At 74.4% G+C, this 18,782-nt stretch carries 10 protein-coding genes; 6 read left to right on the forward strand and 4 right to left on the reverse strand.

The window, feature by feature from the left end:
* Window positions 1–284: 284 nt before the first annotated feature.
* Window positions 285–2,981 carry a beta-N-acetylglucosaminidase domain-containing protein gene (locus tag ACIPAE_RS36885; protein WP_402451402.1) on the forward strand — a complete coding sequence of 899 codons (2,697 nt, stop codon included), beginning with the start codon at window positions 285–287 and terminating at the stop codon, window positions 2,979–2,981.
* Window positions 2,982–3,408: 427 nt separating this feature from the next.
* Here the strand turns inward: ACIPAE_RS36885 and ACIPAE_RS36890 are convergent, their stop codons facing one another.
* Window positions 3,409–7,146, reverse strand: coding sequence for a carboxypeptidase regulatory-like domain-containing protein (locus tag ACIPAE_RS36890; protein ID WP_402451404.1), 3,738 nt, complete (start codon window positions 7,144–7,146; stop codon window positions 3,409–3,411).
* A gap of 546 nt (window positions 7,147–7,692) precedes the next feature.
* Here ACIPAE_RS36890 and ACIPAE_RS36895 point away from each other — a divergent pair.
* Both ACIPAE_RS36895 and ACIPAE_RS36900 read left to right on the forward strand, forming a co-directional pair.
* Window positions 7,693–8,811, forward strand: a complete 1,119-nt coding sequence (locus tag ACIPAE_RS36895) for a LuxR C-terminal-related transcriptional regulator (RefSeq protein ID WP_402451406.1) — start codon at window positions 7,693–7,695, stop codon at window positions 8,809–8,811.
* On the forward strand, window positions 8,798–9,976 hold the full coding sequence (locus ACIPAE_RS36900; protein ID WP_402451409.1) for a hypothetical protein: 1,179 nt from the start codon (window positions 8,798–8,800) through the stop codon (window positions 9,974–9,976). Before ACIPAE_RS36895 ends, ACIPAE_RS36900 begins: the two co-directional genes overlap by 14 nt.
* 44 nt (window positions 9,977–10,020) lie before the next feature.
* Here the strand turns inward: ACIPAE_RS36900 and ACIPAE_RS36905 are convergent, their stop codons facing one another.
* Both ACIPAE_RS36905 and ACIPAE_RS36910 read right to left on the reverse strand, forming a co-directional pair.
* Entirely contained in the window at window positions 10,021–11,547 is a 1,527-nt protein-coding gene (locus ACIPAE_RS36905) for a sulfatase-like hydrolase/transferase (RefSeq protein ID WP_402451412.1), read from the reverse strand.
* Window positions 11,547–12,722: an ROK family transcriptional regulator gene (locus ACIPAE_RS36910; RefSeq protein ID WP_366411286.1), complete on the reverse strand. Its 1,176-nt coding sequence runs from the start codon at window positions 12,720–12,722 to the stop codon at window positions 11,547–11,549. Before ACIPAE_RS36910 ends, ACIPAE_RS36905 begins: the two co-directional genes overlap by 1 nt.
* Window positions 12,723–12,913: 191 nt before the next feature.
* Between ACIPAE_RS36910 and ACIPAE_RS36915 the strand changes: the two genes are divergently transcribed.
* The 3 genes from ACIPAE_RS36915 to ACIPAE_RS36925 all read left to right on the forward strand — a co-directional run bounded on the left by ACIPAE_RS36915 (window position 12,914) and on the right by ACIPAE_RS36925 (window position 18,040).
* Window positions 12,914–14,419, forward strand: coding sequence for a sugar porter family MFS transporter (locus ACIPAE_RS36915; RefSeq protein WP_402451415.1), 1,506 nt, complete (start codon window positions 12,914–12,916; stop codon window positions 14,417–14,419).
* A gap of 95 nt (window positions 14,420–14,514) precedes the next feature.
* Window positions 14,515–16,794 (forward strand): DUF4838 domain-containing protein, encoded by a 2,280-nt coding sequence (locus ACIPAE_RS36920; RefSeq protein ID WP_402451418.1) that lies wholly within the window; start codon window positions 14,515–14,517, stop codon window positions 16,792–16,794.
* A gap of 367 nt (window positions 16,795–17,161) precedes the next feature.
* Window positions 17,162–18,040 (forward strand): formylglycine-generating enzyme family protein, encoded by an 879-nt coding sequence (locus ACIPAE_RS36925; RefSeq protein ID WP_402451419.1) that lies wholly within the window; start codon window positions 17,162–17,164, stop codon window positions 18,038–18,040.
* A 79-nt stretch (window positions 18,041–18,119) separates the two neighbouring features.
* Here the strand turns inward: ACIPAE_RS36925 and ACIPAE_RS36930 are convergent, their stop codons facing one another.
* Window positions 18,120–18,749 carry a TetR/AcrR family transcriptional regulator gene (locus ACIPAE_RS36930; RefSeq protein ID WP_329372701.1) on the reverse strand — a complete coding sequence of 210 codons (630 nt, stop codon included), beginning with the start codon at window positions 18,747–18,749 and terminating at the stop codon, window positions 18,120–18,122.
* Window positions 18,750–18,782 lie beyond the last annotated feature (33 nt).

Genomic DNA, 18,782 nt, shown 5'->3' on the forward strand with positions numbered 1-18,782 from the left:
CATTGACGTCGCAATTTCACCGGGCCTACCGTAGATGTCTAGACCACTGTGAGCCCGCCGGACGGTCACGGCCCACGGTCCGGCACCCGCGGCACCTCCACGCCGAGCGCGCCCGCCACGCGCACGGCGACGTACTCCTCGATCACGGAACTCCTCGATCACCGCACCCTCGCTCGACGGTCGCACCAGGCCCGCCCCGCCGGCTGACCCTGCCGGCGGGCGCGGCCCGCGAAGGCACAGCGCACTCAGGAGCAAGCCGGACAGCAGACCAAGGAGGATGACTCGTGCAGCACTCCCACGGATCGACCCGCGCCAGACGCACAGTGGTCGTGGCCGCCGCCGCCCTCGCGCTCGCGGCCACCGGCGCGTTGCCCGGAGTCCGGGGGACGGCGCATGCCGCCGCCGCCCCGAGCGCACCGCGGATCTTCCCCACCCCCCGCTCCGTCACCCCGCACACCGGCCACGTCACCATCACCCCTGCCGTGACCCTGGTCGCCGGGCCGTCCGCGGACACCTCGGCGATCAGCGCGACCGAGCAGGCCCTGCGCGCCGGGGGCGCCCGCACCTTCGCCCGCGCCGACCACCCCGCGCGGCACGGCGGCCTCACCGTGTACGTCGGCGGCCCGACCGAGACCCCCGGGTCCGCGGCGGCGCTGGCCGCGCTCCGGCTGCCCGGAACCGCCGGGCTGCCGGCCGAAGGCTACGAACTGGGCGTCGGGAACAGGTCGATCGTGCTGGCCGGAGCCGATCCCACCGGCACCTTCTACGCCGCGCAGACCCTCCGCCAGCTCGTGCGGCCCGACGGGCGCGCTCCCCGCCGCACGCTGGACGGGCTCGCCGTGCGGGACTGGCCGTCCACCCCCTTGCGGGGCGTCATCGAGGGCTTCTACGGCACGCCCTGGTCGGACCCGGCCCGCCTGGACCAGCTCGACTACCTCGCCGCGCACAAGATGAACATCTACGTGTACTCGCCCAAGGACGACCCCTACCTGCGGGCGCAGTGGCGCGACCCGTACCCGGCCGACAAGCTCGCGGTGATCAAGAGCCTGTCCGACCGCGCCACCGCCGACCACGTGGCGTTCACCTACGCGCTCTCACCCGGCCTGTCCGTCTGCTACAGCTCCGACGCGGACGAGAAGGCGCTGGTGGCCAAGTTCCAGACGCTGTGGGACGTGGGTGTGCGCTCCTTCGCCGTCCCGCTGGACGACATCAGCTACACCAACTGGAACTGCGACGCCGACAAGACCAGGTTCGGCACCGGCGGCGGCGCGGCGGGCGCGGCGCAGTCGTACCTGCTCAACCGGGTGCAGCAGGACTTCATCGCCACCCACCCCGGCGCCGCGCCGCTGCAGATGGTGCCCACGGAGTACTACGACACCTCGCCCAGCCCCTACAAGAGCGCCATCGCCCAGCAGTTGGACCCCGCCGTGCTGGTGGAGTGGACCGGCGAAGGCGTCGTCGCGCCCACCATCACGACCGCCCAGGCCGAGGAAGCCCGGCAGGTCTTCGGCCACAAGATCCTGGTCTGGGACAACTATCCGGTCAACGACTATGTCACCAACCGGCTGCTCCTCGCCCCCTACACCGGGCGCGAGCCGGGTGTGGCCGGCGCGGTGGCGGGGCTCACCTCGAACCCGATGATCCAGCCGTACGCGTCGAGGATCGCGCTGTTCACGATGGCGGACTACCTGTGGAACGCGGGGGCCTACAACCCGCAGACCTCGTGGAACGCGTCCCTCAGCGAGCTCGCCGGGGGAGACCCGAGGACCACCGCCGCCCTGCGGGCCTTCGCCGACCTCAACTACACCTCGGCGCTGACCGGCGGTCAGGCACCCGAACTGAGCGCCGCGATCAAGAAGTTCTGGACCGCCTGGCCGGCCGACCCGGCCAAGGCCGCCCGCGCCCTGAGCCCCCGTCTGGCCGCCGTCGCCGCCGCTCCCGCGTACCTGCGGGCCCATCTGCCCCACAGCGAACAGGGCTTCCTCACCGACGCCGCGCCGTGGCTCGACTCCACGGCCGACTGGGGAACGGCCACGCTCACCGCCCTGGACATGCTGCGACGGCAGCAGGCGGGCGACGCGGCCCACGCGTGGGCCGACCGGCAGGCGCTGCCCGCGCTGGTCGCGGCGGCCTCCGCACACGGCGTCCTGGTCGGGGACACCGTGGTGGACACCTTCGTCACCGACGCCGAGAACCGGTACGACGCCGCGCTCGGCGTCGTGCACACCCGTGCCACGGCGACCACCTCCCTGGGCACCTACAACGGCAACAGCCCCGCGAACTACACCGACGGCGACCCCGACACCTTCTTCTGGTCGGACGCGGCCCCGTCGGTCGGTGACTACGTCGGTGTCGACCTGGGCTCGGCGCGGCCGATCAGCACCGTCGACATCCTCATGGGCAAGGCGTCGAGCGCCGACGACTACATCCACCAGGGGACCCTGGAGTACTCCTCCGACGGCACCACCTGGAAGTCGCTGGGCGACTTCAGTGACACCGCCGAGGTGAAGGCCGAAGCCCCCGCCGGGACCACCGCCCGCTACGTGCGGCTGCGCAACACCTCGGCGCAGGACAACTGGGTGGTGGTACGGGAGTTCACGGTCGGCTCACCGCTGACGGCGGTCACCGCGTCCGGGACCCCGGCCCCGGCGGCGGACTCGTCGCTGGCCGCCGCGGTGGACGGCGACCTGACCACCGCCTACCACGCCGGCGCCGCCCCCGCCTCCGGCGACGCGCTCGTCGTGACGCTGCCGGCGGCGAAGGCACTGGACTCGGTGCTGGTGCTGCAGCCCGGCACCGGCCGCGCCCGGGCCCTGGTGCAGGTCCACGACGGCACGACGTGGCGGACGATCGGCGCGCTGGCCGGGCCCTACACCCGCCTGCCCGCGCACGGCGTCGCGACCGACGCCGTCCGCCTGCTGTGGACGGCCGGCAGCCCGGCCCCGGTGGTCTCCGAGGTCGTGGCGAGCGCCGCCGGCTGATCATCGGCCCGCGGATGAGAGGGCGGACGGGCCCGCTCACGAGCACGGTGAGCGGGCCCGTCCTCGCCGTCCGGGTGCGTTCGTGGCCGGTACGGAGCCCCGTCGGTCGCCCACCACCCGAGCGGCCCATCCCCGCGCGCGAATGAGGGGCGCCGTGGTGGGTACTGGGGAGGAGGGGGATCACAGGAGCGAGAGGGGTTGCCGTGCACGACCAGATGGTGCAGCTGGCTCTGACCACGAACGCCCGGGAGGACATCACCTGGTACGCGATCATCGCGGTGATCTTCATCATCGGCGTGATCTTCGCGATCCGGAGCAACTGATCTGATCCTTCCCGCGCCGCGAGCCGTCCCGGCGGGGCGTGCGCGCGGACCGGCCCGCCCTCGCTCTGCGGGGGCGGGCCGTTCCGTTCCGGGCGGGGAGGTCCTCAGCCGCCTGTCGGGTGGCCGGCGGGCCGGGCCGCGACCGTCAGCGTGACGGGCAGCGGCGCGATCGCGTGCAGCGCGTCGCTCTCGAATCCGAGCGACCCGGCCACGGTCCCGGGGCGGTCACCGCTCAGCCGTACGGTCACGGTGACCGAGCGCCCGGCCGGGACGGTGACGGTGCCGCGGCTCAGCGAGAGCCACGGCAGGTGGACGGGTCCGGCCTGGTCGTAGCCGGTGAGCCGGTAGGCGCCGGTCAGGGAATCGTCCGCGGTGACCCCGCCGACCGAGTAGAGCCCGGTCGCCCCGGCACCGTAGTACTGCGGCCCCGGCAGGTCCGGCAGCTGGGCCCACCAGTCGGCGGCCGGGTCGTAGGCGAAGGTCCGGGCACTGGCGGCCTGGCCGTCCTCGACGATGCCGCCCGCGACGACCAGTTCGCCGTTCGCCGTGGCGGCCGTCGCGCACTGCGCGTCGACGGGCAGCGCGGCGATACGGTGCCAGCGGTTCGCGGCGGGGTCGTACCCGAAGGCGTCCGTGGTGGCGCCACCCGCGGTGACGCCGCCCGCGCAGTACAGCTGCCCGCCGGTCGCGCCGCACTGCGTGTTCATGATGTTCTCGGGGTAGTCGGCCGCCTTGCTCCACGTGTCGGTCGCGGGGTCGTAGACCGCGACGACGGCGGTGGCGTCGGCGCCGGTGGTGAGCCCGCCCACCTCGTAGATCCTTCCGTCGAGCACGGCGGTGGCACCGGCGATCGTGTACGGGTCGGGCGCGGCCTCGGTCCAGCTGTCGGTGGCCGGGTCGTAGACCTGGGTCGCCGGCTGCACCGTGAGCAGGGGCCCGACACCCCCGGTGACGTAGAGCTTCCCGCCGACGAATCCGGACCCGGCCGCGGCGACGGCGTGGGGTGCGTCGGCCTTCCGCTGCCACGCGCCGCTGCTCGGGTCGTAGGCGTAGAAGGTGTTGGTGACGTCCTCGGTCCCGGCGCCCAGGCCGGCGTAGACGACGCCCTGGTCGGTACCGGCGACGCCCTGCACGGACGGGGTCGGCAGATCGGGCAGGCCGGTCCAGGCCGGCGCCGGGGCACCGGTCCGCGCGGCGGCCGGGGCCGTGGAGGTCCCGTGCGGGGCGGCGGTCCTCGTGCTGCCGATGCCGTGCCCGGCCCGGGCGGCCGCGGCCAGAACCGAGGCCAGCGGCCGGGCGGTGCCCTGCTTCAGCGGCGCCGCCTGCTTGGTGGCGGGGGCCCCGGACGGCGCGGACGGCGTGCCGGCCGATGCGGCGCCGTCCGATGCGAACTGGTCGATGCGGACGGTCGCGGGGCCGTCCCCGGAGTTGGTGAGGGTCAGCTTCCTGGTCGCCGAGCCGTGCGGGCGCACGGTCGCGCTCAGGTCGCCGCTGACGGTGATCTCCCCGTTGGCCAGGGCGAGATCGACTCGGGTGACGTGGTCGGCGGCCAGCTTCACCGAGGCGCGCGCCTGGTCGTAGTAGACGAGCGAGCCGGTGACGGTGCGGTGACCGGTGGCAGGGGAGAACAGCCAGTAGAAGGCGTCGGAGCCGCCGCCGGGTCCCGACCCCGCGGCCGAGGTCGCGCCCGCGGTGGTGCCCGCCACGGCGACGGACACGCCGTCGAGCGGCCGGCCGGTCCGCGCGCTGGTCACGTCGCCGGCCACGAGGGTGCCCTTGTCGAGGTGCAGCCACGCCTGCGCGAGGGAGACGTCGGCGATGTCCCACCAGCCCACGGCGGAGGTGGTGTAGTGGAAGCGCAGCCGGACGGACCGGTCGTTCCCGGCGGCCGGAACCACGGCGTGCTGCGCGCCGGACTCCCTTCCGTCGCCGGTCCAGACGGTCTGCCAGGTCGCCCCGCCGTCCGCGGTGGAGTCGATGCTCGCCAGACCGCCGGCCTGCACGGTGCGGAAGGCCAGCAGCAGGGACTTGCCCGCCGGCAGCGCCGTCGCGGGGGTCAGCAGGGTGGAGTCGGTGTCGCCGCCGGACATCGCGGACGCGAAGCCGAGCGTGGGGTCGGCCGTCCAACTGGACGGGTCGGGGGCGTGGAAGGTCCAGGGATCGCCCTTCGCGCTGGTGGTGCTCCAGCCCGCCGGGAGAGTGCCGGTGGCGAACTTCTCGGTGGCGGACGTGGCCGTCTTCTGGGTGTAGCCGGGGGCCGAGCCGTCGGACGCGAGCAGTTGCGCGTCGAGCCCGATGTCGTGGGCGACGTTCCCGGAGCCGACCTTCACCTGCACGTCGCGGTGGGTGTAGCCGGGGATCGCGGAGGTCACGTGCAGGGTGTAGCTGCCGTTGGCCGGGACGTCCACGGAGTAGGCGCCGGTGTAGAAGTCGCTGCTGAAGGGCGCCGTCTCGGAGCCGTCGTCCAGGGCGAGGGTCGCGCCCAGCGGCCAGCCGTGGCCCGAGGCGTCGGTGACCTTGCCGCTGAGCGTGACCATCGCCCGGCGGGCCAGCACGAAGTCGCCGGCCGTGGTCGTGCCGGTGGTGACGGTGGCGGCGTGCGCGACGGAGGTCCAGCCGAACTCGGCCGCGGTGACGGTGTAGTCGCCGACCGGCAGCGGGAGGCTGTACGTGCCGTCGCCGCGGGTCGTGGTGCGGCCGGACCCCGCCCCCGTCGCGGTCACCCGCACTCCGCCGACGGGCGCGCCCGCCTCGTCGGTGACCTTGCCGGCGACCGTACCGAAGTCGGTCGCCGCGAAGGCGGTGGTGCCGTCGGGGGTGCCGAGCCCGGTCGGGCCGTCGTAACCCGGGCCCGCCGTGCACAGGTAGGCCGTGGTGCAGGTGCCGTTGGAGCCGGAGGTGACGTCGTTGAGCGCACCGGGCCGCGCGTACGGGAAGGTGTTCGGGTGGCCGTGGTCGGCTATCGGACCGGCCAGCGCGTAGACGGATGCGATGACGGGGGCCGCGACGCTCGTGCCGCCGTACTGCGCCCAGCCGTCGCCGCTGCTGCCGTAGGTGTCGTAGACGGCCACGCCGGTGTGCGGGTCGGCGACGGCGGAGACGTCCGCGACGGACCGGTTGCCGCAGCCGGTGTCGGTCTGGAAGGACGGCTTGGGCACGTAGGCGGAGCAGCCGGAGCCCGCGCCCGACCACGCCGTCTCGGTCCAGCCCCTCGCGGTGCCGGCGTCCCTGGTCAGCGCGGTGCCGCCGACGGCGGTGACCTCAGGGGCCGCCGCCGGGAACTGGACGCCGTATCCGTCGTCACCGGAGCTGGCGACGACGGCCACGCCCGGGTGGTCGTAGTGGGCGTCGGCGAACGCGGCCTCGGTCCCGTCCTCCGAGCCGCCGTAGCTGTTGGAGATGTACGTGGCGCCGAGCGCTGCCGCCTCGTCCACGGCCGCGGCGAGGTCTGCGAGGGAGGCCGAGTCGGCCTCGACCAGGAGGATGTCCGCCTCCGGGGCGACGGCCGACACCATGTCCAGGTCGAGCGAGGTCTCGGTCGCCCAGCCCGCGTCGGGGGTCGGGTAGCCGTTCTGCGAGCCGCGCTGGTCGACCTTGGTGAACTGGCCGGGCTGGAGCGCGGGCAGGCCGAACTGCGTGCGGTAGACGGCCAGGTCGGCCGCCGCGGTCGGGGCGTCGTAGGCGTCCACGATGGCGATGGTCGCGCCCCGGCCGCCGTCCGCCGGGAGGTGGTACGCGCTGAGCAGGTCGCCGGGGCCGTAGCCGGAGGGCGCGACCGCCGCGGCCTTGACGCCGGTGCCCGCGGCGGTGCCGTCGACCCGCTTGGCGAAGCAGCGGGCCACGCCCTTCGCCTTGGGGGCCGCGCAGGACGACGTGACGGCGCCGGTGCGCTTGGGGGCGCGCGAGCCGGGGGCGGTGGACGTGTGGACGGTCGTGCCGGAGGGCTTGCCCGCGGGCTTGCCGGCCGGGGCTTTCGCCGCAGCGGCCGTTGCAGCCGGGGCCGTTGCCGGGGCTGTCGCCGGCGCCGCGGATTGCGGCGCGGGTCGCGGCGCGGCGGCCTCGGCCGTACCGAGAGGGCCCGCGGCGCCCACCGCGAGGGCGGCGGCGAGGAGGACGCCGAGGGCGCCCGCGGCTCGTCGCCTCCGGGTTCGTCCGGGCGGGGGGCCGCCCGCGCCGTGGGGGAGGGAGGGAATTCGCACCTTGCCACCAAAGTGGTCGGGGCGGCCGGGTACGCCGCCGGGTCGATTCGTGTGGGGTGGGAAACCGGGCAGTCGGGGTCAGGTCGCGGCAGCGATGCTTCTCGCCGGAGATCACGCAGGTCAAGAGCGCTCTACGCCAGTGTCGTAAAGTGCTATGTCGGCGGCGGGAATTGCTGTCACACTCGGCGGATGCTCAACGTCCTCGGTCTGACCGCCGCCGAACAGGCCCTCTACGAGCTGCTGTTGACCCGGCCCTCGGTCACCGAGGCCGAACTCGGGCCACCGCCGGAAGCCGCAGGAGCCGAGGGCGGAGCCGGAGCCGAGGCCGGAACCGGGGCCAGCGCCGGAGCAGGAACCGAGGCCGGAACCGCGGCCGGAGCCGAGGCAGCCGCCGGTGCCGCGCCGGGCACCGCGGTACGCGCCAGACTGCGCCGGCTGGAGCAACTCGGCCTGGTCGCCCGGCTTCCCGAGGACCCGCCGCGCTACGTCGTCGCCCCACCGGGCGACGCCCTGGACGAGGTGCTCTTCGCGCGGGACCGCGAACTGGCCGCCGCCCGGAGCCGGGTGGCCGAACTCACCGCGCGCGCCGCCCGTCCGCCGACCGTCACCGACCCCCTCGACCTGGTCGAGATCGCCCACGGCCCCGAGGCGGTGACGCGGTGGCACGAGCGGCTCCAGCGCGGCGCCCGCAAGGAGATCAGGGCCTTCGACTCGCCGCCGTACATCAACGACCACCACGCCAACCCGCTGGAGTTGGAGCAACTGCGGCGCGGCATCCGCTACCGCGCGATCTACGACCGGCGCGCCCTCGGCCTTCCCGGCGGGGTCGCGTTCCTCGACGACTTCACCTCGGCGGGGGAGATCGCCCGGGTCGTCACCGACGTGCCCATCAAGCTCGTGCTGAGCGACGAGCCGCTGGCGATGCTGCCGCTGCGCGAGGCGGCCGCCCGCGGGGACTGGCTGATCGTGCACGGCTCCGTGCTCTACGACGGGCTGTCCGCGCTGTTCGAGACCTACTGGGAGCGTGCCCTCCCGCTCCGGTTCGCCACCGGCCCGGGCGACGGGCCGCAGGACGGCCCCTCCCCGCTCGACCGGGCCCTGCTGACCCTGCTCACGGCGGGCCACACCGAGGACGTCATCGCCGAACACCTCGGCTGGCACAAGCAGACCGTCCGCCGCCACCTGGCCGACCTGATGCGCCGCCTCGACGCCACCTCGCGCTTCCAGGCCGGCTACCAGGCGGTGCGCCGGGGCTGGCTGCGCCCGGACCACGAAGCCCCCGGGGGCGCCGCCGATGCCGGACACTGACGACCGCCGCGGGCTCGCCGCCCCCGAACGGGAGGGCGCCGCCGGGCAGTTGCGCGCCCTCGGCGTCGGGGCGGCCGAGGAAGCGGCGTACGAACTGCTGCTCGTCCACCCCGCCGCCGAACTGGCCGCCTTCTGGGACCGCCCCGAGGATCTGGGCGCGACGCTGGCGGCGCTCGAACGTCAGGGCCTGGCCGCGCGCGAACCGGGGCCCGTCCCGCGCTACCGGCCCGCGCCCCCGGCGATCGCGCTGGGCAGGCTCGTCGCGGAACGCGAGCAGCGGCTGCGCGAGGCCCGCGAGCACCTGGCCGAGTTGACCGACCGTTACCACCGGCGCCAGATCGCGGCGCCTGACCCGGAGGTGGTCGTCGAGGTCGTCACCGGCCGCGACGCCGTGCTCCAGCGCACCGCCCAGGTCCAGTGGCGGGCCCGCGAGCAGATCCGCTGCCTGGACGACGCGCCCCGGGCCCGCGGCGCCCTCGCCGACGATCTGCGGCTGCTCGGGCTCGGCATCGACCTCCGGGCGATCTACGGCAGTTCGGCGATGGAACGGGCCGACGCGCTGAGCGAGGTCGAGCGACTGGCCGCCGCCGGGCAGCGCGTCCGGGTGCTGCCCGCCGTGCCGATGCGGCTGTACCTGGTGGACCGGGAGGTGGCCGTGGTGCCGCTGCACGGTGCCGCCCGCGCGGCCGGGCACCGCGACGACGCGGGCGCCGGGCTCGACGCCGTGGTCATCGTGCACCCCTCGATGCTGCTGGACGCCCTGTCCGGCCTCTTCGAGAGCCTGTGGGACCGAGCCCTGCCCCTGCCGCTCACCTTCGGCGAACCGGCGCAGGCGGCGCGGATGGCGCAGGCGGCGCAGACGTCGGGAGCCGCGGAGACAGCGGCGGCGGGGGCGGCGGGGGCGGCGACCACGGCGGCGGCCCCGGACACGGCGGCCTCCGAGGACGGCAGACTGCTCTCGCTGCTGCTGGCCGGCCTCACCGACAAGGCGAGCGCCCGCCAACTCGGCGTGAGCCAGCGCACCGTCCAGCGCCGGGTCGCCGCCCTCCTCGACTCCCTCGGCGCCCGCACCCGCTTCCAGGCCGGCGCCCGGTTCGCCCTCCACGGCCTCGACCCGGGCACGCCCCCTCCCTCGGCACCGCCGGGAACCGCACCCGGGCCCTGACGCGGCGGGGCGTCACCTGGCCGGGTGGGCCTCGGCGTTCCGGCTCAGCCGCGCAGGGCGGCGCCGGTGTCGTCGGGTGCGGCGTCGACCGCGTCGTAGTCGCTCTTGGAGGTGTTCGCGAGCGGTACGTCGAAGCGGGTGGTGGCGGCCATCCACTTGGCGAAGACGGTGTCACCGCGGGCGGTGAGCGCCTCGTACAGGCGCAGGCTCAGGTCGCGGCGCACCTGGTCGTAGGCCGGTACCTCGTGCACGTTGGTCAGCTCGTGCGGGTCCCCGCGCAGGTCGTAGAGCTCGTTGACGGACTCGGGGTTGACCACCAGCTTGAAATCCGGGGTGCGCAGCATGCGCTGCTGGTAGTGGAAGTGGTGGCCGTGGAACTCCGCCACCAGGTCGGTGCGCCAGTCCGCGGCCTCCTGACCGTGCACCAGCGGCAGCAGGCTGCTGCCGTCGACGGCGGCCGAGGGATCGAGGCCGGCCAGGTCGAGGATCGTGGCGGTGCAGTCGGTCAGGGTGGTGAAGTGGTCGTCGACCCGGCCGGCGGGGGCGCCGGGGACGCGGAGCAGTCCGGGGATGCGGTAGATGTCGTCGTACATCGCCGGGCCCTTGTCGTTGAGGCGGTGGGCGCCGGTGAACTCGCCGTGGTCGGCGGTGAAGAAGACGGCCGTGCGGTCGGTCTGGCCCAGCTCGTCGAGGACGTCCAGCACCCGGCCGATCTCGGCGTCGATCATCGAGACGTAACCCCAGTAGACCGCGATCAGTTTGCGCCACTCGTCGGGGGAGAAGCTGTCCGCCGACCAGTAGGTGCTGTACTGCTGCTGGACCGGCGGCTTGCCCTGGAAGTTCTCCGCGAACGAGTCCGGCAGCTCGACCACGGCGGGGTCGATCAGGTCGTAGTACTCGTCGGGGATGAGGTACGGCAGGTGGGGGCCGTAGAAGTGCAGGGAGAGGTGGAACGGGCGGCCGGTGGCGGCGTAGCCGCGCAGCATCTCGATGGCGCGGTCGGCGAGGAAGTGTTCGAAGGTCGCCTCCACCGGCTGGTCGAGACGGGCGGCGAGGAGGTGGCCGGGGCGGTCGCCCGGCAGGGTGCCGCGTATGCGGTCGCGGATGCTGACCGGGGGCAGGCCGCGTGCGGCGAGCCAGTCCTGGTACTCGCTGTTCAGCACCGGGTTGATGGCACCGGGCAGGTACGGCCCGTCGAACCCGAAGTCGGCGGGCCGGCGCGTCTCCCCGACGTGCCACTTGCCGACCTGCCCGACCTGGTAGCCCGCGCCGCGCAGGGCCTGCGAGAAGGTGAACTCGTCCTCGGCGAGGTCGGTGCGGTAGCCGATGTTCCACTCGTCGTTCGCCAGCAGGCGGTGCCGGAACGGCGACTTGCCGGTCAGCAGGCTGGCGCGGGCCGGGGTGCAGATGGCGGTGGGGGTGAAGGCGTGGGTGAAGCGGGTGCCGCCGGCGGCGAGACGGTCCAGGTTCGGGGTGCGCGCGTGGGGGTTCCCGTACGCGCCGATGGTGTCGATGCGGTGCTGATCCGTCATCAGGAAGAGGATGTTGCGGGCCTGTCGGGGCGTGTCCATCAGTGCTCCTGGGGTGGAATGCGGCCCCCGGCGTCGTCGCGGGGCGCGGTGCGGTAGGGGTGGTAGCCCTCGAGGATCGGCGAGTTGTGGTAGACGAGGGCGAGGGCGCCGGTGACGGCGGCGGTGTCGCCGGCACGGGCGCGGCCCACCTGCACGCTCTCGCGCATGGCCGGCAGCAGGTGGGCGTCGAGGGCCGCGGTGAAGGCCCGCTCCGCCTCCGGCGGGGCGTACGCCAGCATCCCGCCGAGGACGACGCGGGAGATGTCCATGGTCGTCACGGCGGCGCCGACGGCACGGCCGCAGAGTTCGGCGGCCCGGGTCAGCTCCTCGGCGAGCGCGGGGTCCGCGGCCAGTTCGGAGAAGGGCCGTCCGGCCCGCTTGACGCGGGCGCGGCGCAGCAGCACCGGCAGCGCGGTGTACGTCTCCAGGCAGCCCCGGGCGCCGCAGCGGCAGGCGGGCCCCTCCGGGTCGATCCGCACGTGGCCTACTTCGCCGGCCGCGCCGGTCGCGCCGCGGTAGAGGCGGCCGCCGATCACGATGCCCGCCCCGACGCCCTCGCCGAGGTGGAAGTAGAGCAGGGAGCCGGTGACGAGGTCGGTGCCCCAGCCGGTCTCGGCGAGCGCGGCCAGGCGCAGGTTGTTGTCGACGTGCACCGGCGCGTTGAACTCCGCGGTGAGGCGGTCGGCCGCCACCCGCCAGGCGGCGTCGGGGGCGGACTGCCCCACCGGTCCCGCGACACCCATGCCGATGCCGGTGAGGTGGGTCGGTTCGATGCCGTGCTCCTGGTAGAGGCGCCGCACCTCCTCGATGGCGATCCGCGCCCGGTCGAGCCAGTTGAGGGCCGCCCGGTGGCTGCGGACCGCGGTGCCGACGATCTGCTGCTGCGCGTCGGCGACGGCGACCGCGGTGGACGCGATCTGGAAGGCCACGCCGATGGAGCGGACGCTGCCCTGGGACAGGACGACGAGCCGGGTGGGGCGGCCGGGCCCGGCCCGGCGCTCCTCGGCCGCGGGCCGGTCCACGACCACCCCGTCGGCGAGGAGTTCGGCGACGATGCTGGAGACGGTGGCGCGCGACAGACCCGTGCGCGCGATGATCGCGGCCCGGCTGATCGGCCCGGAACGCAGCAGGGCGAGGACCTGCTCAGTGTTCAGGCGCCGCACAGATCCCTTCATATTTTGTCAATCTCCTCGACACAATCCAGGGGGACGGAGCGGGTCTCACCGTACACAGATGCCTGGTGATCGCAAGTTCGCGACTCACCGTGAAATTAATTATGTCCAAGTTGTAGACAGAAAAAAACGGGTCCCGCACGCTGTTCCGCACGGCGAACACCGAGCGCAGGGACAGGGGACAGGTCATGGTCATGGGCCGAATGGACACCGGGTCCGGGAGAGGCGCCGGGTCCGGCAACGGCAGAGGCGGAGGCAGCGGCAGCGGCACCGGCACCGGCCGCGGCACCGGCACCGGCCGCGGCACCGGGTCCGGGGGAGACACCACCCTTTCGGCGCCTCCGGCGCGGTCGGCGGTCCTCGCGGTCGGGCTGGCCGGCAGCGCCGTCGGGCTCATCTACGGATACGACACCGGCGCGCTCGCTGGAGCCCTGCTCTCCCTGAAGCGCGACTTCGGTCTGAGCACCCACATGCAGGAGACGGTCACGTCCGCGGTCGGGGCCGGCTCCGTCATCGGCGCGGTCCTGGCGAAGTCGGCCTGCGACCGGCTGGGCCGGCGCCGCACCATGTACGCGGTCTGCATCGGGTACGTGGTCTTCTCCGCACTGTCCGGCCTCGCCCCCGACCTGGCCACCCTGCTCGTGGCCCGACTGCTGCTCGGCGTCGCCATCGGCGGTTCCGTGGTCGCGGCGCCCGTGTTCGTCGGCGAGTCCTCCCCCCTGCACCTGCGCGGCCGATTGCTGGTCTGCTACCAACTCGCCACCACCGTGGGCATCGCCGCGTCGTACTTCGCCGACCTCGGGCTGGCGAACGGCGGCCGGAACGACTGGCGGTGGATGCTGGGCATCTCGGCGCTGCCCGCCGCCGTCGTCACCATCCTGGTGGCCCGCCTGCCGGAGACCGGCCACTGGTACCTGATGCACGGCCGCGCCGAGGAGGCCGCGGTGTCCCTCGCGCGGACCCGCGGCGCCGAGGAGGTACCGGCTGAGTTGGAGCGGATACGCGCCTCGCTGGCGGCCGGCAAGCCCGGCACCGTACGCGAGTTGCTGCGCCCGCCCTACCGGCGCGCGGGCCTGTTCGTGGTCGGGCTCGGCTTCTTCGTCCAGGTCACCGGGATCGCCGCGATCGTCGCCTACAGCCCCCTCATCTACAAGAAGGTCGGCTTCACCAGCGACCACGCCGCGATCATGGTCACCGCGATGGTGCAACTCGCGGCGATGCTCGGCGAAGTGCTGGCACTGGTCCTGGTGGAGCGGGCCGGCCGCCGCCCCACCCTGCTGACCGGCATCACCTTGATGGCCGTGGCCAACGCGGTGCTGATCGCCGCCTTCGCCTGGGGGGTCGGCCGTGGCGCGACCGAGGTGATCGCGGTGACCGGCGTGGTCCTGTTCCGGATCGGCTACTCGGCCGGGTTCGGCGCCATGGTCTGGGTCTACGCCTCCGAGGCGCTGCCCGCGCGGCTGCGCTCCACCGGCGCCTCCCTGCTGCTCACCGTCGACCTGCTCACCAACCTCATCATCACGCTCACCTTCCTGTCCCTGCTCACCTCGCTCGGCGGCGTCACGGCCTTCGGGCTCTTCCTCGCGCTGTGCCTGGCAGCCGCCGTCTTCGCGCTGCGGTTCGCCCCCGAGACCCGAGGCCGGACCCTCGACGAGGTGGAGGGCTTCTGGAAGCGGGGCGGCCGCTGGCAGGCCGACTGAGGCGCGGTCCGCTGAAACGCCGTCCGTGCCGCCGCCACCTCGACGGGCACCCCACCCCACCCCGTCCCACCGTTCCGGAACCGAGGAGACCTCGCATGCACCGTCCGCAGCCGAGCCGCCGCAGTGTCGTCGGCATGTCCGCAGCCCTCGCCGCGAGCAGCACGCTCGCCGGGCAACTTCTCAACGCGTCCGCGGCGTCGGCGAGTTCGCCCGGGCCGGGGGATTCGGCAGGTCCGGGGGGCTCGGCAGGTCCGGCCGCGGCGGGCTGCCGGGTCGGGCGCGGCGGGCGCGCGCAGGGGCACGTCGTGTGGTGGGCGGCGTCCGGCACCTCCCAGGCGGGTCCCCCGGCGTCTTCCCCGGTGGCCTTCGCGGCGGCCGAACTCGCGCGCTACCTCGGCCGCGTCATCGGGGGGAGCGTCCCGGTGGTCCGGCTCGCGAACCCCTCCGGCACGGCGCCGTACGGCCTCGCCTTCGTCCGCGGGCAGGTGCCCACCGCGGACGTCCTGGCGGCCGCCTCCCGTGACGCCGAGGCCCTGAGTTCCCAGCCCGAGGACAGCTGGACCGTCACCACCGGCACGGACTTCTCGGTGCTCACCGGAGCCGGCGAGCGGGCCTGCCTGTTCGCCGCGTACGGGCTGCTGCGCCAGGCCGGTGTCGAGTTCTTCGCCCCGACCTTCACCTTCTACCAGGGCGCGGCCGAGTCGGTGCCCCGCTCGCCCGACCTCGTCCTCGGCTCCGGCACCACGCACCGGTTGCCGCAGTGGGCGCTGCGGCGCAAGTACGTGGAGGAGGGCTGGAGCATCAACACCGGCGCCCTCGTCGCGCTGGTCGACTGGATGGCGAAGCAGGGCCTGAACACCCTGGTCTTCCCCTACGACTACGGCGGTTTCGGCTCGACCCGCTACGACGACTTCCGCACCGCCCTCGCCCCCGAGATCGCCCGCCGGGGCCTGGAGCTGGAGGTGGGCGGGCACGGCTACCAGTCGTTCCTGCCGCAGTCGACGTACCCGCAGTACTACACGTCCGGCACCAACGTCTTCGACGTGCAGAACGGCGCGGCCGTCGACCAGTACGTGCACAACGTGCTCGACTACCTCACCACTCGCCCGGAGATCGGCATCTTCGACTGCTGGCCGCCGGACAGTGCCGTCTGGCCGAAGGCCGCGCTCACCGCGTACGGCACCGCCGGCAACGCCGAGACCGTGGTCGTCAACGCGGTCGTCGCCGCACTGCGCGACGCGGCCCCCGGTGTGCGGGTGGAGCGGATCGCCTACGGCGCCGCCATCGACCCGCCCACCGGCGGCCACTCCTTCGACCCGGACGTCATCGTCGACTTCGCCCCCTACGGCCGCACCTACTCCGCAGCCCTCGACGACCCCTCCTCCACCACCAACGCGGGCTACCTCGCCCTGCTGCGGCAGTGGCGCGACGCCCACGAGGGGCCGCTCGCGGTGTACGACTACTCGCGCCGCTACCGCTGGCGGCAGCTGCCGGCCAACGTCCTGCCGGTGCTGGCCCGGGACGCCGCCGTGTACCGCTCGCTCGGCCTGAGCGGAATCGGCTGCTACGCCGAGCCCGCCGACTGGCTGTCCGCCGAGGCCGTCCACCTCTTCGCGGCACACAGCGCCTGGGACCCGGCGCTGGACGACGGGCAGTTCCTCGGCGCCTACCTCCCGGCCCGGTTCGGCGCGTCGGCCGCCGCCATGGCGGACTACTTCGCCCGGACGACCGCCGACCCCGATCAGCTCGGCTCCGCGGCACCGTCCTTCCGGGACAGCTACACCGCCGCGCGGGCCGACCTGGACAGCGCGCGCAGGGCCGTACCCGCGGGCAGCCCGCGGCGGCTCGTGCTGGACCGCCTGGACCAGGCCGCGGAGATCTCGCTGGCCGATGTCGCGATCTCCCTCGCCGCTTCCGGGACCGCCGCCGAGCGCACCGAGGCAGCCGACCGCTACGAGCAGCTGACCCTGCGGCACCGCTTCGACGGCGTCCAGTTGGACTGCTCCTACGTGGCGAGCCGGTACGGCGAGGACCGCGACCGGGTCGCGATCGCCCACGAGTACCGCGCGCCGGCCTGGGGCTACGCCGACCCGTCCCGGCTGGCCCTGCCCGCGGGCGGCACCGCCGTACTCACCGTCCACGCGCAGGACGTGGACTACCGCGGGCACCGGGTCCAGTGGCGGCTGACCCTGCCGGAGGGCGTCACCGCCGACCGCACCTCGGGCGTGCTGGAGGCGCACGGCGAGCGACAGGGCGCCGTGGCGGTCAGGCTCGACGCCGGGCCGGTGCCGGCGACCGGGGACCGCTCGATCGTGGTGGCGTTCAGCAGCTCGGGCACCGAACTGACGAGTGTCACCTGCACGTTGACGACGTGACGACCTGACAGCGTACCGACGTGACGACCATGCGGCGCGGGGCCGGCGGAGTCCGGCCCGCGCCGCGGCCCACCAGGCCGCGCCCGACGGGGCGGCCCGCACCACAGGACCCCATGTGATTGACGCCGAGACACCCGCGTCCGCTCACGGCACCGGACCGGCCGGCGGTTCCGGGCAGGCCGCGGGCCCCCGACCCTGCTGCGCACCGCGGCGCACCGGCCCGCCGCCGGGACCGACGACCACGCTCGGACCGCCGACTCCGCTCGGACCGCCCGCGCGGCCTGAACCGCTCGCGCGGCCTGAACCGTCTGAACCGCCCGCGCCGGCGGAGCGGACCGCCGGCCCGCGGGCGGGCCTCCAGTCGCCGGTGCCGCTGCCCGGCGGCGAGTTCGCCATGGGGGACGCCTTCGACGAAGGGTACGCCGCCGACGGCGAGACCCCGGTGCACCGGGTGCGCCTGCGCCCCTTCGCCCTCGACCCGACCGCGGTCACCAACGCCGAGTTCGCCGCCTTCGTGGCCGCCACCGGCCACGTGACGGACGCCGAACGCTACGGGCAGTCCGCGGTGTTCCACCTGGCCCTCGCGGCGCCGGCCAAAGCGGTGCTCGGCCGCGTGCAGGCGGCCCCGTGGTGGGTGAGCGTGCGCGGCGCGGACTGGGCGCATCCCGGCGGACCGGACTCGGGTATCGAGGACCTGCTGGACCACCCCGTCGTCCACGTCTCCCACCGCGACGCCCTCGCCTACTGCCGCTGGGCGGGCAAGCGGCTGCCGACCGAGGCCGAATGGGAGTACGCGGCACGCGGCGGTCTCGCGGGCCGCCGGTTCGCGTGGGGCGACGAACTCACCCCGGGCGGCGAGCACCGGTGCAACATCTGGAACGGCGACTTCCCCACCGTCAACACCCGCGCCGACGGCTATCTGACCACCGCACCCGCCGCCGCCTTCCCGCGCAACGGCTTCGGGCTGCGGAACATGTCCGGCAACACCTGGGAGTGGTGCGCGGACTGGTTCTCGCCGTACTACTACCGCCGCTCGCCCGACGAGGACCCCCGGGGCCCGCGCTTCGGCCAGGGCCGCGTGATGCGAGGCGGCTCCTACCTGTGCCACGACTCGTACTGCCACCGCTACCGTGTCGCCGCCCGCTCCGCCAACACCCCCGACTCCACCGCGGCCAACCTCGGCTTCCGCTGCGCCGCGGATCTCGGCGCGGACCAGGGGCCACGGGAGGTCCAGGCCAACCCGTAGCCCCGGTTCCGCCACGGCGGGAGCGGTGCGGGGGGTTTCGGGAGGCGCGGACCAGCGGGGTCGGCTCGCCGCAGGGCTCCTATCGCACGCTCTCGTCCCGCCCGACGCGGAAGGCCCCCGCGGCGGCCGCCAGCACCGCTGCCAGCGCGGCGCGTTCCGGGAGTCGCGGGTCGGGGTCGGCGCGCAGGAGGACCAGCTGGTGGTAGAGGGGCGCCGTCGCGGCGATCAACAGGCTGCGCGCGTCAATGTGTTGTGCGGGGAGTTCGCCGCGCGCGAGGGCGCGCTCGACCAGGATCTCGCACTGGTCGTACCGGTCCTTCCACAGCTGCGTCTGGGCCCGCGCGGCCTGTTCGGAGTGGAACGAGGCGGCCATCAGGGCGACGGCGAACGACGGCCGTACGAGCAGGGATTCCTGGATCTCCTGGTTGAGGGCCGTCAGGTCGCCGCGCAGCGAACCGGTGTCCGGCGGCTGCCAGTCGATCTCGCCGGCGGCGGCGATGACGTCGACGAGCAGGCCGCCGACGTCGCGCCAGCGCCGGTAGACCGTGGCGCGGTGCACGCCGGCCCGCGCCGCGACCCCCTCCATCGTGAGTCCTTCGTGACCGCGTTCGGCGAGTTCGGCGCGCACCGCGTCGAGCACCTGGGCGCGGACGCGGGCGGTGCGACCGCCAGGACGGCGGTCCGACGTCGGGTCGAGTGGGTCTGTCATCGGCGACCAGTATCCGGTTGATCGGGGTGGCGG

The organism is Streptomyces sp. NPDC087270, from assembly GCF_044744625.1.
In the GTDB taxonomy this organism is placed as follows: domain Bacteria; phylum Actinomycetota; class Actinomycetes; order Streptomycetales; family Streptomycetaceae; genus Actinacidiphila.

Coding starts and splice junctions, on each gene's coding strand:
- ACIPAE_RS36895 (WP_402451406.1), top strand. CDS start 7,693: ATGCTCAACGTCCTCGGTCTGACCGCCGCCGAACAGGCCCTCTACGAG.
- ACIPAE_RS36900 (WP_402451409.1), top strand. CDS start 8,798: ATGCCGGACACTGACGACCGCCGCGGGCTCGCCGCCCCCGAACGGGAG.
- ACIPAE_RS36905 (WP_402451412.1), bottom strand. CDS start 11,547: ATGGACACGCCCCGACAGGCCCGCAACATCCTCTTCCTGATGACGGAT.
- ACIPAE_RS36910 (WP_366411286.1), bottom strand. CDS start 12,722: ATGAAGGGATCTGTGCGGCGCCTGAACACTGAGCAGGTCCTCGCCCTG.
- ACIPAE_RS36915 (WP_402451415.1), top strand. CDS start 12,914: ATGGGCCGAATGGACACCGGGTCCGGGAGAGGCGCCGGGTCCGGCAAC.
- ACIPAE_RS36920 (WP_402451418.1), top strand. CDS start 14,515: ATGCACCGTCCGCAGCCGAGCCGCCGCAGTGTCGTCGGCATGTCCGCA.
- ACIPAE_RS36930 (WP_329372701.1), bottom strand. CDS start 18,749: ATGACAGACCCACTCGACCCGACGTCGGACCGCCGTCCTGGCGGTCGC.